Source organism: Shewanella sp. KT0246 (genome assembly GCF_019654955.1).
In the GTDB taxonomy this organism is placed as follows: domain Bacteria; phylum Pseudomonadota; class Gammaproteobacteria; order Enterobacterales; family Shewanellaceae; genus Shewanella; species Shewanella goraebulensis.
In genome coordinates this window covers 1-12,740 of sequence record NZ_BPEV01000034.1, presented here as the reverse complement: position 1 = coordinate 12,740, position 12,740 = coordinate 1, and the positions used below count along the sequence as shown (strand labels likewise).

Genomic DNA, 12,740 nt, shown 5'->3' with positions numbered 1-12,740 from the left:
ATTGGCGCTGTTTCTGACTATTTGGTTTCTTCAATGCCTTTTAATTTACCTATAGCGCTAACATTATTCCGGTTGTTACTGTTGCCGGTTTTTGTCGTAGTTTTTTATCTCCCTTACGCTTGGGCGCCTTTTGCGTCCGCATTTATCTTCTGGTTAGCGGCGGTAACGGACGCGTTAGATGGTTATGCAGCAAGAAAACTCAAACAGTCGACTCGTTTTGGTGCCTTTTTAGATCCGGTAGCGGATAAAATTATGGTGACAACGGCGTTGGTGTTGTTGGTTCAGCAAAACGATAATATTTATCTCACCTTAGCTGCACTGTTCATGATCGGCCGTGAAATTGTTATTTCAGCGCTGCGAGAGTGGATGGCTGAAATTGGTAAGCGTGGTGTCGTTGCAGTGTCTTGGATTGGTAAATATAAAACCGCAGCGCAAATGGTGGCGATTGTTGGTTTGATTTGGCAGCCGAATGAATTTTTGACTAATGTCGCTTATGGACTATTCTATGTCGCTGCTGTGCTGACTTTCTGGTCGATGATGAGTTATATTTCAGCAGCTTGGAAAGACTTAACCGCTGAGTAGTGCAATAAAAGTTCAATAAGTTTATTTAGTGCGCACTCAGTCATTTTTGTTGAAAACAGCAATTGACACCGACACTGAAATCGGTAGAATGCACCCCCGTAGACAGCGATGCTTCAGCGTATAACCGAAAGGTTGCAACTTGATGACATCGAGGCCTAATCTGCGAAGATAGGCAAATGATTGCGAGATTAGCTCAGTTAGCTTTGTATCAGACGATACCTTGTTAAGTGAATTAATTAAGCTAAAAATGCGACATTAGCTCAGTTGGTAGAGCGATACCTTGCCAAGGTATAGGTCATCGGTTCGAACCCGATATGTCGCTCCAATCATTCTCTATACGGCGCGATGGCAGAATGGCTATGCTGCGGATTGCAAATCCGTCGACCTCGGTTCGACTCCGGGTCGCGCCTCCACAATTTTTGTTTAGTTGCTAACAATTACGTTAAGCAGTTAAGACAACACTTTTGCCCGAGTGGTGGAATCGGTAGACACAAGGGATTTAAAATCCCTCGCTTAATAGGCGTGCCAGTTCAAGTCTGGCCTCGGGTACCATTATTCTTCTATGAAGAGCTTACATACGACTTATTGTATTAAGTGTATGGTGCGAAAAAGCCTCAACGAAAGTTGGGGCTTTTTTGTGCCTGAAATTTTTATTTTAAGAAAAGTAAAATCCCTCGTCGTTTTAAAATCAGGCGTGCCAGTTCAAGTCTGGCCTCGGGTACCATTATTCTTCCATGAAGAGCTTACATACGACTTATTGTATTAAGTGTATGGTGCAAAAAGCCTCAACGAAAGTTGTGGCTTTTTGTGTCTGCAATTTGAATATGTTTAGCGCTCGAAACTTGAGCTTTATAAATATATGTTCAGTGAGAGTTAGCTGATTTTCTTGATTTGTTAGCTAACTCCCATTGATTAAAGTGGAGTTCTACAAAAGCCTTAAATTATTTTTGTTCAATCTTATAATCTAATTGATAGAAGTGAGCTTCACTTTTGCCATTTTCAAACTGGTTGTATACACCTGCTTTAAAATAATTGAGCATCTCTTTCCAGTACGTGATGTCATGCTCTACTTGATTCTCACCATCTCTGTTAATCACTAGTTTTGAATCACCAACAATGATATCGAATTTAGTTGGGGCATTTGGGTCATATGCACCGAGATCAAAGCGAACATAGGCATTTTTACAATCTGATGTGTCGCGGTTACCGCTGTCTTTACTGCAGTTTACTGCATTGTTTTTAATGATCGCCCAGTAATGATCTTTAACCCCTTTGCGGTCAGCTTCATACACTAAACGTAATAGTGGGTGAGGGATGTAACCTACTCCATGCTTGCCATCATCAAAGGTACCTTTATTGTGCACTTGTAAAAATGTCATAGCGTCATTTTTAGAAGGACTATCTTTCACTGATTCACGCGGGTTGATTGGCTTTAGTTCAGCAGAAAGATGATAAAAAGTATTGGGACTATCTGATTTGAAGTTTTCAAGAACTCTTAACTCATTACGTAATTTATAACCTTCCATGTTCATGACTAGCGCTTTAGAGCCTTTATCTACATAAAAGTGTTCGTTAACGATGCCGCTAAAATCGCTGTCAGTGGCTAATTCATATTTACTGCCAGGTCTTGAATTTGGGGTTGAAATTTGCAGCTTTGACGCAGATAAAATATTAGAAAATTGAGAATAATCTGCTGGCGCTTCACGTTCCCCCGTTGCTGCGGGATATGGATTTACCCTTGGTTCGGTTGTCGCTGCACATGCTGTTAATAAACCCGATACGATTAAGGTTAAAGGTAGTACTGTTAATTTTTTCATTGTAACGACATTCCTACTTATGGCTTTTATGAATTATTTCGTATTACTTTCTTTGAATGACTTTATCTGGATTATCGCTTAGAACATCATCTGCGATGTTCGTAATGGCTTAGCACCAATATAACGCTAAATAATACATTTGACGTATAATAATACAAATTAAATATGACTCAAATCACAACATATTTACTCTTTCAACAAACGCAGCTCAAATGTGCGTGTATCTAAGTAAAAACTTATATTTCGTTTACTCTCTTTTAATTGGATTTAAGCTAATTTATTAATCTATAACAGCATTTTTGAATAAAAAATTTAGTGTTATTGGGATTTAATATAAAAATGACAAGTATTGATTTCGGAATGATGTATCTAGCATTACTTGAAATCCATTAGAGATATTGACAGGGTAGAGTGTTCATTCTACCATTGTGGGTAGAATGAATACTCTACTAGGTAAGATTGATGGAAATGGATCCAAACACGACTGATTGTCCACTACCTTTAAAAGTCCAAATTGCTGCAAGTTTAGAGAAGGCCTTTAGCCAGTATGGGTTTGCAGAGCCCAGTGTGGCGCAGTTAAAAACGGCATGTAATGTGAGCTTGCGTACCCTTTATAAACATTACCCTTCTAAAGAGGCGATGATTGTCGCAGCGCTTGAATACCGTCATCAAAGATACCTTTCTTTTTTGGCTGATGATTCTTTAACGAATGGAACGGAGTCAGTTCTACATATTTTCACTCAGTTAGAAAAATGGATGCAGCAATTTGCCCCGAACGGGTGCATGTCAATGAATGCGATAACTGCTTTTCCTGATAATCAGGATGTCATTAATGTCGTTGCAGGCCATAAAGAAGAGGTGCGTCAGCGCTTAGCACAAGTGAGTTGCCGGCCTGATCTCGCATCTGCGTTATTTCTACTACATGAAGGCGCTTCAGCCACTTGGCCATTACAAGGACAAGAATCAATCCTTTCTGCCAAACAAATCATATCTATCATTATGGAGTCACCAGTATGCCGTCCTTAGAAGCACCAAGCCTAAACCAAGCAATCCCAGCAACAATGACAGGGGTTCAATTAATTGGTCATGGTGGACCTGAAATGTTGCAGTTAAACCAACATATTGCAGTGCCGACACTAACAGATAATGAAGTGCTAATTCGAGTACTCGCTGCTGGCGTAAATAATACCGATATCAATACCCGCACGGGGTGGTATTCCAAATCTGATGTTAAAAGCGGTGATGCTGAAAGTGATGACACTAGTTGGTCGGGAAATACATTTGTTTTTCCCCGTATCCAAGGCGCGGATGTATGCGGCGTTATCGTCGCGGTTGGTAATAAAGTTAGCCAGAATCGAATTGGCGAGCGGGTATTGATCGAGCCGTGCCTTAGGGAACATAATGGCCAGCAGCTTACTTCGCCTTGGTATTTCGGCTCCGAATGCGATGGCGGCTTTGCTCAATACACCAAAGTAGCCTCTCAGTATGCCTGTGCAATTAATAGCTCGCTAACAGATGCTGAGCTTGCTTCATTTCCGTGTTCATACTCTACCGCAGAGAACATGCTTACTCGTGCGAATGTTGGCTCAACAGATACTGTATTAATAACTGGGGCTTCAGGCGGTGTGGGCTCTGCAGCAATTCAGCTAGTAAAAGCGCGTGGGGCAAAAGTCATTGCAATCACTAGTCCAAGTAAAAATGAGCATTTACTTAGCTTAGGCGCCGATAAAGTCTTAGCTAGAGATGTTGATTTAGTGGAAGTGTTAGGTAATAACAGTGTCAACGTAGTGATAGATTTAGTGGCAGGTAAGCAATGGCCGCAGTTACTCGAGGTACTTAAACCAGGGGGCCGTTATGCGGTTTCAGGGGCCATTGGTGGTGCGTTAGTCGATCTTGATGTAAGAACCTTATATTTAAAAGACCTGAGCTTCTTTGGTTGTACAGTATTAGCGCCGCAGGTATTTCAAAACTTAGTTACTTGCATTGAAAGTGGCAAAATTAAGCCTTTGGTCGCAAAAACTTTTGCCCTAGAAGATATCGCAACAGCTCAAGATATTTTTCAGCAAAAACAGTTTGTCGGTAAAATAGTACTCACGCTGGTTTAGCTTAAAGGTTTTAGGCAAGGTGTTGATGTTTAAAGTTTTCAGCATTGATTTTATTACTGATAAGTATCGCAGCTTGCTTCCCCCAGTGTTGATAAATACTTTCACTGGGGTGAAATCCATCTTTGGCCATCGTCGCGCTAGCGAGTGACTGGCGCATGTCTAATTGCTCACACGGTAAAGCACAGCTTTTAATCCATTGAGTTAATGCATGATTAAATTCATTAGATCTCGCGCCAAGAAACCATCTGAATGGTTGTGGTAAAGCAGGAAAGGCTGACATAGGCGGTACGCTGGTGATGATTATTTGTTGGCAAGCCAATGATGTAAAAAGTAACTCGCACAATTGCTGTTGCTGACTAATCCAAGTCTTAGCCGAAATAGGGCTTAAAACATCATTCACACCTAATGAAATAACCACCACATCGGCAGAAATTTGATGGGGTTGAGTTAGAATATAATTGAATTTGTTGAGACAGTTTTGGGTGCTATAACCACTCTTTGCGATTAATTGCCATTTGAGTTTGTAATCACCTAGAGCCGAGGATTGTGTTGTTTGACACATCATTGAGGACAAGGAAGTGACTAATTGGCCTGATAGCGCCTGTTGCTGAGTTTCTACCCCAACACCTGCAGCCGCTGAATCGCCAACAATCAATAAAGATAATGTCGTTGAATTTGCATCCGAACCATCATTAGCTTCAGAATTGAAAGATGAGTTTTCAGTGTCGTTTAGTTTTACGACGCCTTCCCGAAGTCCATTGGGTTCAGGCAGCTTAAGTGTGGTTTTTTTGACCCAAATAGCTTGAAGTAAATATACAGGCCATAACAAAAATAAGCTTAAGTAATGCAATGTCGGTCATCCTTTCCGTTAATCATTAGTCGTCAGTTATAACTTAAATATCTAACCACTTCACCCATTTTTCTTTTGAATTGATTAACTTATTTAAAAAATATCAGTTAAGTAACCAGCTGATATTTAATTTCGAATAACTGTTCAACTCCGGGGTAAACCTCCTGAATGAGTGACTTAAGAAATGAAAGCTCCATGTTCTCTTGTTCAGCATGCTCCTCAGTTAATTGATGAAAAGCCACTTTAGTCACCGCTAATACCTTAATGTTGCAAAACCAACGGTCATCTTCAAAAGTCGACACTGACAAGGTTTCACCGACTTTGAAGTGAGATTCTGATTCATCTCGTAAAGTAATGGTTTTAGCCCCAGATAAAATGTCTTTTTCAAAGCGACCAAAAAAACTTATAGGTGTTAATTCACTCATTGAGTAACCTTCTATTACTTATCAAATAAAACTAATTAAATAATACCAACCAAATATCGTCCTATTATTTTGCGCTAGTTTGAACTGAAATGACAATGGGTTGATTGATTCTACTGAACTCTGACTTTGCAGTCTTAACTTGTTGGGAGTGATCCCTTATGATGTGCGCAATTTTAATCGAATAAATATTTAGGAAGGTCATTTGCACACTTTGGCGCAATTAAAATCAGGCGAATTAAATAGTCAGAAATTACAACGTATCCAAATTGCTGAACAATTAGTTGAATTCCCGCATGAAGTGTTAGCGTTTGCAGACACCTTAGAGGTGCTGGATTTATCCAATAATCGTTTAAGCCAATTACCAGATGAGTTTGCACAATTAACTGAGTTGAAAATTTTATTTCTGTCATTCAATTGCTTTACTGAACTTCCTGCAGTGATTGCCAAGTGTCCTAAACTTGAAATGATTGGCTTTAAAGCGAACCAAATTACCACAGTTGCAGAAAACAGTTTGCCAGTTGATACCCGTTGGCTAATTTTAACCGATAACCAAATATCCAAGTTACCTGACTCAATAGGAGATTTGCACCGATTAAAAAAATGCGCGCTTGCGGGTAACAAAATTACTGCTTTACCAAATAGCATGGCGAACTGTACTGAGCTCGAGTTACTGCGCATTTCAGCCAATGAATTAACCCAAGTACCAGATTGGTTATTATCTTTACCTAAGTTGGCTTGGTTGGCATTTAGTGGTAATCCAGTGACTGATAATCACGTTAGTCATGACTCGTTTCGTCAAGCGAACATGGCTGATTTTGAACTTGGTGACCAACTAGGTCAAGGCGCATCAGGGGTAATTTATCAAGCTCACTGGAATAAGGAGTTTGAGTCACAAGCAGGTATCAGCAATATCGTTGCGCTGAAGATGTTTAGAGGCGCAGTGACTTCTGATGGTTACCCTAAAGATGAATTACATTGCTGCTTAAGTGCAGGCCATCACCCAAACTTAATTAAAGTACTGGCGCAGATTTCAGAACCAGATCATTTAGGTTTGGTGATGGAGCTTATTCCACCGCGATTTTATAACTTAGGTTTGCCACCTTCACTTGTCACCTGCACCAGAGATACCTTTGCAGATGATATGGACATTTCTATGGCGCATTTAGTCAAAGTGATGTTGAGCATGGCGGGGGCTTTATCGCACCTTCATCAACATAAAGTGAGTCATGGAGATATTTACGCCCACAACACGATGATTGATGCGCAAGCTAATATGCTGTTTGGTGACTTTGGCGCAGCGACTGATTTAAGTAAATTATCCCCACAGCAAGCTAATTTTATGCAATGGATTGAAGTTAGAGCGTTTGGCAATATGCTGGATGACTTATTGCAGCAACAAATTGCATTGGGTAATAAAGCCAACACGACTGAATTCACCGTGCTTTCAGAACTATCTCAGCAATGTTTACAGCATCAATCTGATTTACGACCGAGTTTTGATGAAATTTGTCAGCAGTTAAGCAAGTTAAGCTAGAATTTAACTTCTGAGAACAGAAGAGCCAGGAAGATAGAACAAACTAGAGTTTAATATTTCAGCTGCTACATAATGGTATATAAAAAATCAAAAGGTAAGTTAGTAGAATGAGCCAAGCGGAATTAAATCTTCTGATTGAACAGGTAAAGCAATGTGAGTTGTGTAAGCCTGAATTAGCGCACGGGGTTAACCCTGTTGTGCAGCTTCATTCAACTGCCAAAATTTTAATAGCAGGACAAGCACCTGGTCTTGCGGTACATCAGTCTGGTGTCCCCTTCGACGATGCCAGTGGCGAACGTTTAAGAGAGTGGTTAGGGATTGATAAGGCAGTGTTTTACGATCCTAAGCAAGTGGCTATTCTGCCAATGGGCTTTTGTTATCCGGGAAAGGGTAAAAGCGGTGACTTACCTCCGCTTAAACAATGCGCCAAAACGTGGCGTGCGTTATTGCTCGCCGAGCTTGATCAAATAAAGCTCACCATTGTTATTGGCAAGTATGCTCAAGACTATCATTTAGACACTGCTAAGCAGTCTTTAACTGAAACCGTTAAAAATTGGTCAGACTATCCTCGTTCAATAATGCCTTTACCACACCCCAGCCCAAGAAATAATATTTGGTTAGCGAAAAATCCATGGTTTGCTCAGCAATTATTACCTGAGCTTAAATGTCGAGTTAACGACGCATTAAAGGATTAGTTTTAAAGGCTTGGCGTTAAATGGTGCTTTAATGCCGTGTTTTCGTGCTATTTGCTTGTAAAATGGGCATTCGAACAATAAGTTTCATTTTTTTATTGATTCAATCTGAAAAATCAGTAAAGTATGCACCACATCAGCGGCGGCAACCGATTGCTTCGTTGAATATCAAATTTTGTAACGCGTTACGACGAGTTACCAGAGTTTGCCCGAGTGGTGGAATCGGTAGACACAAGGGATTTAAAATCCCTCGCTTAATAGGCGTGCCAGTTCAAGTCTGGCCTCGGGTACCATCATTTACATACGTAAGTATGGTGCGAAAAAGCCTCAACGAAAGTTGGGGCTTTTTTGTGTCTGAAATTTGTTGAAATGATTCAAAGAATAAAAGCAAAACCCCTCGTCGTTTTAAAGTAGGGCGTGCTAGTTCAAGTCTGGCCTCGGGTACCATCATAAAAAAGCCTCGACATTAGTCGGGGCTTTTTTATGTCTAAAAATTGAGTAATTGTAGAAAGATAAAATCCCTCGTCGTTTTAAAGTAGGGCGTGCCAGTTCAAGTCTGGCCTCGGGTACCATCATTCTTTACTTTAAAGAGCTATACGTAAGTATGGTGCAAAAAAGCCTCAACGAAAGTTGGGTTTTTTTTGTATCTGTAATTTGAGTTTGATATTTGAGTTGTTGAGTTAAAATCAAAACCCCTCGTCGTTTTAAAGTAGGGCGTGCTAGTTCAAGTCTGGCCTCGGGTACCATCATAAATAAGCCTAGACATTAGTCGGGGCTTTTTTATGTCTAAAAATTGAGTAATTGTAGAAAGATGAAATCCCTCGTCGTTTTAAGGTAGGGCGTGCCAGTTCAAGTTTGGCCTCTGGTACCATCATTCTTTACTTTAAAGAGCTATACGTAAGTATGATGCGAAAAAGCCTCAACGAAAATTGGGGCTTTTTTGTGTCTGAAATTTATAGAAATGATTCAGAATAAAAGCAAAATCCCTCGTCGTTTTAAAGTAGGACGTGCCAGTTCTAGTCCGACAAGGAGCAATCAAGTTCAATTTAAGCTGAGTAAAAACAGGACATAAAAAAACAGAGCAAATAATTGCTCTGTTTATTATCTTGAAGACTTAATTACTCTTCGTTACTGGCAATAAAGTTATTGATTGCTGTGAGTATCAAATCTTTTTTCATTTGAGTTGGGCTGACTTTTTGATCAAACCAAAAACTCATTGGTTGGTCGAATCCAATACCGTGCATGTAGTTGTAGATTGCTTTACGAAGTCCTTCGCCTAGCATGGGATGATCTGTGCCGGTTGGGTCAGTAAAGTCGACATCATTTTCTGCGAATAAAATATCTGGTCGTTCAGCTAGGGTAATACCAAATTGTTCAGGGTTCATACCAATCGGGCTGTGAACCGTGGCAACAAAACGGTGCCAGTAAGCTGACTGAAAACAACCTTGCTCCATCATTTGACGTACCATTTCAAGGGAATCAATGGTTTCTTGCTCAGTTTGAGTTGGGAAGCCATACATCAAGTAAGCATGAACCAAAATACCAGCGTCACTGAATGCTTTAGTCACGTGAGCTACACGCTCAACGCTGACGCCTTTTTTCATCAGTTTTAATAAACGGTCGGATGCGACTTCAAGGCCACCGCTGACAGCTATGCAGCCTGAATCTGCGAGTAACTGGCAGCGTGCTTGGCTAAAGGTTCTTTCAAAACGGATGTTACCCCACCAACTAATCACTACATTACGTTCAATTAATCGTTTAGCTAATGAAAATAACACTTTTGGCGGTAAGGCTTCATCGACAAAATGAAAACCTGTTTCACCAGTTTCTTCTATGATCTGTTCGATTCTATCGACCAATACATCGGCGCCTGCAGCATCGTATCGGTCAATATAATCTAGGCTGACATCGCAAAAGCTACATTTACGCCAATAACAACCATGGGCTATGGTGAGCTTGTTCCAGCGGCCATCACTCCAAATTCGGTGCATTGGGTTAAGCATTTCGCATAACGACAGGTAATCACCTAACGGCAGCCCATCGTATATTGGTGCGCCCACATCAGTTTGTGGAATATCGTGAAGCTCGGTATTTTCATTAAAGTGAACATAAGGTTGGCCACTTTCATCTTCTGCCAGAAAATAAGTACGCACTAAATCATCAATTTCACGCTCACCTTGGAAGTATTCCAGCAAGGTGATTAAAGGGCGCTCGCCGTCATCCAGACAGATAAAATCAATAAACTCAAATACGCGGGGATCTTTCAGCGCTCGTAGTTCTGTATTAATAAAACCGCCACCGATAACGATAGGGATTTCTGGGTTGATACTTTTGCAGGTTTGCGCAATACGCAAAGCGCCGAGCATATTGCCTGGAAAAGGGACGGTGAGTGCAATCACACTCGGCTGAGTTTCTTCAAGGTAATGCTCGACTAATTGCTCCAAGATTTCAGAGCTAAAACTTGGCTCGCCCATTAAGGTATCGTAGAGGTTATCAAAGCTTGGGTTGGCTGCGGCAAGTTGCTCACCATAACGACTTACTTCGAAGTATGGGTCAACCCCTTGAGTGATTACGCTCGATAAATCATTGATAAACAGCGTGGCTAAATATTTGGCTTTATCTTGTACGCCTAGGTTACCAAAGGCTGCTTGCAGTACATCACCTGATACCGCTTCCATTTGTGCAATGGCATCAAATGCAGGGCCTTCAGGTAAAAAACGGCGCGAGTTAATCCGCATGGCAAGGCTTGGGTCTTTGCCTTGTAAGAACCGAATCGCAGTTTCGACGGTTAAGTGGTAACGGTCAAATTCAGCAAGAAAATTAAAAATGACATCAGGGAGCTCGTCATCTTCAAAGTGTTGGTAGTTCTCTTCTACATGCTGACGAATAATCTCAAGTGCTGGCGCTGTCATCATTTCTAAAAACAATTCAATTGCAGGATCGCGTTGCACCGCCTCATAGCCTCTAGAGCGTAAAAAGCCAGTTAAATACGCAGTAGCCGGATAAGGCGTATTTAATTGAGTCATCGGTGGTGTCATTAGAAGAACGGTCATAACCTGCCTTTAAATAGGTAAACTTCAGCACTTGCAGCAAAACAAAGTGGCAATATCACAACTGAAAAATACAGCTGTTAAAAATAAAAAAGGATTCTAACAAAAGCAGTGGATAAAAACCCGTAAATTAGCTTTCAGCATTATTAGATGAGGTGGTTTCTGGAGTCCGTGTTTATAACTGGCATTTGTCACCTGCATTTGTCACCTGCTTTTGTCATATAGCCATTTGAGTAGCATTTAGTGATTCTATATCTGTTATATTCTTGGGGGGCTTTAACTTTCCAGTTCATTTTTATTTTATCTATAAATCATTAATGCTTTGAAGCTTACTAGCCATTTGGAGAAATCAAAGTCCTGTTGCATAGTTAATATCAGTTTTAGTCATATGGATTTCACACTGGATTTCCAAACTTCGTTTGGATTTACGTCGTGGCGCTTCGCCCACACCAGACCAAGAGGGTATCAACAGCAATACCCTCTTGGAACACCCCGCTGCACCTAATAAATTTTCTGAAAAGCGGGAAATTTCAACGGTGATCTAGCCAACTTTTAACTCCTTTTGTATTCCGCTTCGTCCATTTTTAAAAATCGCTAACGCTTCCGATGGGGCGTCCCTTCCCCTCGAAAGCTAGCCAGGATCTTAAATGCAGGATGCACTAAATGCCTTAAAGCACATGGATGTGCGAGAAAGGCCATGTCAGGGCTCACACAATTTTCTTGATGTTCTCAAGCCTACTGGATACACAAATGAAGCTAAATCGAAGAAGTAATAATCCCAGTGTAGATACAGCAGCGAGCTACCCAAACAAGGCGAAGTTTCACAGTGTGAAACGCTCTGAGCGAGATAAATGGATGCCGAACTGGCCGTTTAACATGGATGTTATTTGTTTTGGCAGAGCTTACATGGATGCTTACTTTTAAATCAAGAGCCAGCGTCTCGCTGTAGTATCTGCATATAAGGTCGCTCTTTCACATCCATTTGTTCGCGACATACCGTTCATCCTGAACATTCCAGCGGCAGGCAATGGGTTAGATTGAAGTAGTGATTTTCTTTAACAAACCCAATATAAATGAACTGAAGAGTTAGTGGTCATAACACGTTTATGCCCCAAAGAGTGTTTGAAATAGATATAATCTGAAGCTTAGTAGTTTGTATTCACCCTCAATAACCTTCAATTGTGTGGCCAGAATTACTATGCCATATATGGCATAATTATTTTGCACTACCCCCATTAACGTTAAATTGAAGAGGGCGCACATTTTTTCTTGTCGATTATCAGATACTTAACACTGCTTCCAGAAGAGTCAGAATATGAATAAACAAATTCGACTCCTTCCTGCATAGTTTGCTTTAACGCACTGTTTAAACAAGCTCTTTCTTTAACTAATGAGAAAAAGTTTGATTTAATAATTTTAGACGTAGAATCATTTGTGACATAATTTAACAATGTGTAATGATATGTAAGTCGCAAACCTGGGCCTACACTAACTCCGTCTAGACGAGTATCATCATCAATCAATCTAGGACCCACATCGTTTATTTGTTTTGCTGCTATCGTTAATTCTTTTATAATAGATTGAGCTTTAGCATCTTTTTCTGATTGTTGTGAAATTGTTTTACCAAATTCCTCTCCGATGACACTAAAAAAAGCAAAAACAATCAATAGTGCTATCGAAATGGC

11 protein-coding genes and 4 tRNA genes are annotated in these 12,740 nt (G+C 40.5%); 10 read left to right on the top strand and 5 right to left on the bottom strand.

Annotation, left to right across the window (positions count from 1 at the left end):
• Window positions 1-33: 33 nt before the first annotated feature.
• The 4 genes from pgsA (at window position 34) to K5Q58_RS15925 (ending at window position 1,134) form a co-directional block, all read left to right on the top strand.
• Entirely contained in the window at window positions 34-582 is a 549-nt protein-coding gene (gene pgsA / locus K5Q58_RS15940) for a CDP-diacylglycerol--glycerol-3-phosphate 3-phosphatidyltransferase (RefSeq protein WP_220754893.1), read from the top strand.
• Between the two features lie 249 nt (window positions 583-831).
• Window positions 832-907 (top strand) — tRNA-Gly (locus K5Q58_RS15935).
• 14 nt (window positions 908-921) lie between these two features.
• A tRNA-Cys gene (locus K5Q58_RS15930) sits at window positions 922-995 on the top strand.
• Between the two features lie 53 nt (window positions 996-1,048).
• Window positions 1,049-1,134: transfer RNA gene (locus K5Q58_RS15925), tRNA-Leu, on the top strand.
• Between the two features lie 389 nt (window positions 1,135-1,523).
• Here the strand turns inward: K5Q58_RS15925 and K5Q58_RS15920 are convergent.
• Window positions 1,524-2,399 carry a polysaccharide lyase family 7 protein gene (locus tag K5Q58_RS15920; protein ID WP_220754892.1) on the bottom strand — a complete coding sequence of 292 codons (876 nt, stop codon included), beginning with the start codon at window positions 2,397-2,399 and terminating at the stop codon, window positions 1,524-1,526.
• A 462-nt stretch (window positions 2,400-2,861) separates the two neighbouring features.
• Here K5Q58_RS15920 and K5Q58_RS15915 point away from each other — a divergent pair, with 462 nt between their 5' ends.
• Together K5Q58_RS15915 and K5Q58_RS15910 are read left to right on the top strand one after the other, a co-directional pair.
• Window positions 2,862-3,425 carry a TetR/AcrR family transcriptional regulator gene (locus tag K5Q58_RS15915; protein WP_259651370.1) on the top strand — a complete coding sequence of 188 codons (564 nt, stop codon included), beginning with the start codon at window positions 2,862-2,864 and terminating at the stop codon, window positions 3,423-3,425.
• Window positions 3,413-4,504: an alcohol dehydrogenase family protein gene (locus K5Q58_RS15910; RefSeq protein WP_220754891.1), complete on the top strand. Its 1,092-nt coding sequence runs from the start codon at window positions 3,413-3,415 to the stop codon at window positions 4,502-4,504. The genes K5Q58_RS15915 and K5Q58_RS15910 overlap by 13 nt, the downstream gene beginning before the upstream one ends.
• 10 nt (window positions 4,505-4,514) lie before the next feature.
• Here the strand turns inward: K5Q58_RS15910 and K5Q58_RS15905 are convergent, their stop codons facing one another.
• Window positions 4,515-5,354, bottom strand: coding sequence for an SGNH/GDSL hydrolase family protein (locus tag K5Q58_RS15905; protein WP_220754890.1), 840 nt, complete (start codon window positions 5,352-5,354; stop codon window positions 4,515-4,517).
• 107 nt (window positions 5,355-5,461) lie between these two features.
• Window positions 5,462-5,779, bottom strand: a complete 318-nt coding sequence (yqfB, locus tag K5Q58_RS15900) for a N(4)-acetylcytidine aminohydrolase (RefSeq protein ID WP_220754889.1) — start codon at window positions 5,777-5,779, stop codon at window positions 5,462-5,464.
• 202 nt (window positions 5,780-5,981) lie between these two features.
• On the opposite strand from yqfB, the gene K5Q58_RS15895 reads away from it, so the two are divergent.
• From K5Q58_RS15895 to K5Q58_RS15885, 3 genes are all read left to right on the top strand, one after another.
• The gene (locus K5Q58_RS15895) at window positions 5,982-7,313 is read left to right on the top strand and encodes a leucine-rich repeat-containing protein kinase family protein (protein WP_220754888.1); all 1,332 of its coding nucleotides are present in this window, start codon (window positions 5,982-5,984) and stop codon (window positions 7,311-7,313) included.
• Window positions 7,314-7,420: 107 nt separating this feature from the next.
• Window positions 7,421-8,008 carry a uracil-DNA glycosylase family protein gene (locus K5Q58_RS15890; RefSeq protein WP_220754887.1) on the top strand — a complete coding sequence of 196 codons (588 nt, stop codon included), beginning with the start codon at window positions 7,421-7,423 and terminating at the stop codon, window positions 8,006-8,008.
• Window positions 8,009-8,212: 204 nt separating this feature from the next.
• A tRNA-Leu gene (locus tag K5Q58_RS15885) sits at window positions 8,213-8,298 on the top strand.
• Window positions 8,299-9,123: 825 nt separating this feature from the next.
• On the opposite strand, the gene K5Q58_RS15880 is transcribed toward K5Q58_RS15885, so the two are convergent.
• On the bottom strand, window positions 9,124-11,058 hold the full coding sequence (locus tag K5Q58_RS15880) for a radical SAM protein (RefSeq protein ID WP_220754886.1): 1,935 nt from the start codon (window positions 11,056-11,058) through the stop codon (window positions 9,124-9,126).
• Window positions 11,059-11,805: 747 nt separating this feature from the next.
• Between K5Q58_RS15880 and K5Q58_RS15875 the strand changes: the two genes are divergently transcribed.
• On the top strand, window positions 11,806-11,979 hold the full coding sequence (locus K5Q58_RS15875; protein ID WP_220754885.1) for a hypothetical protein: 174 nt from the start codon (window positions 11,806-11,808) through the stop codon (window positions 11,977-11,979).
• Between the two features lie 317 nt (window positions 11,980-12,296).
• Here the strand turns inward: K5Q58_RS15875 and K5Q58_RS15870 are convergent.
• On the bottom strand, window positions 12,297-12,740 hold a 444-nt coding region (locus K5Q58_RS15870; RefSeq protein WP_220754884.1), incomplete at its 5' end, for a hypothetical protein.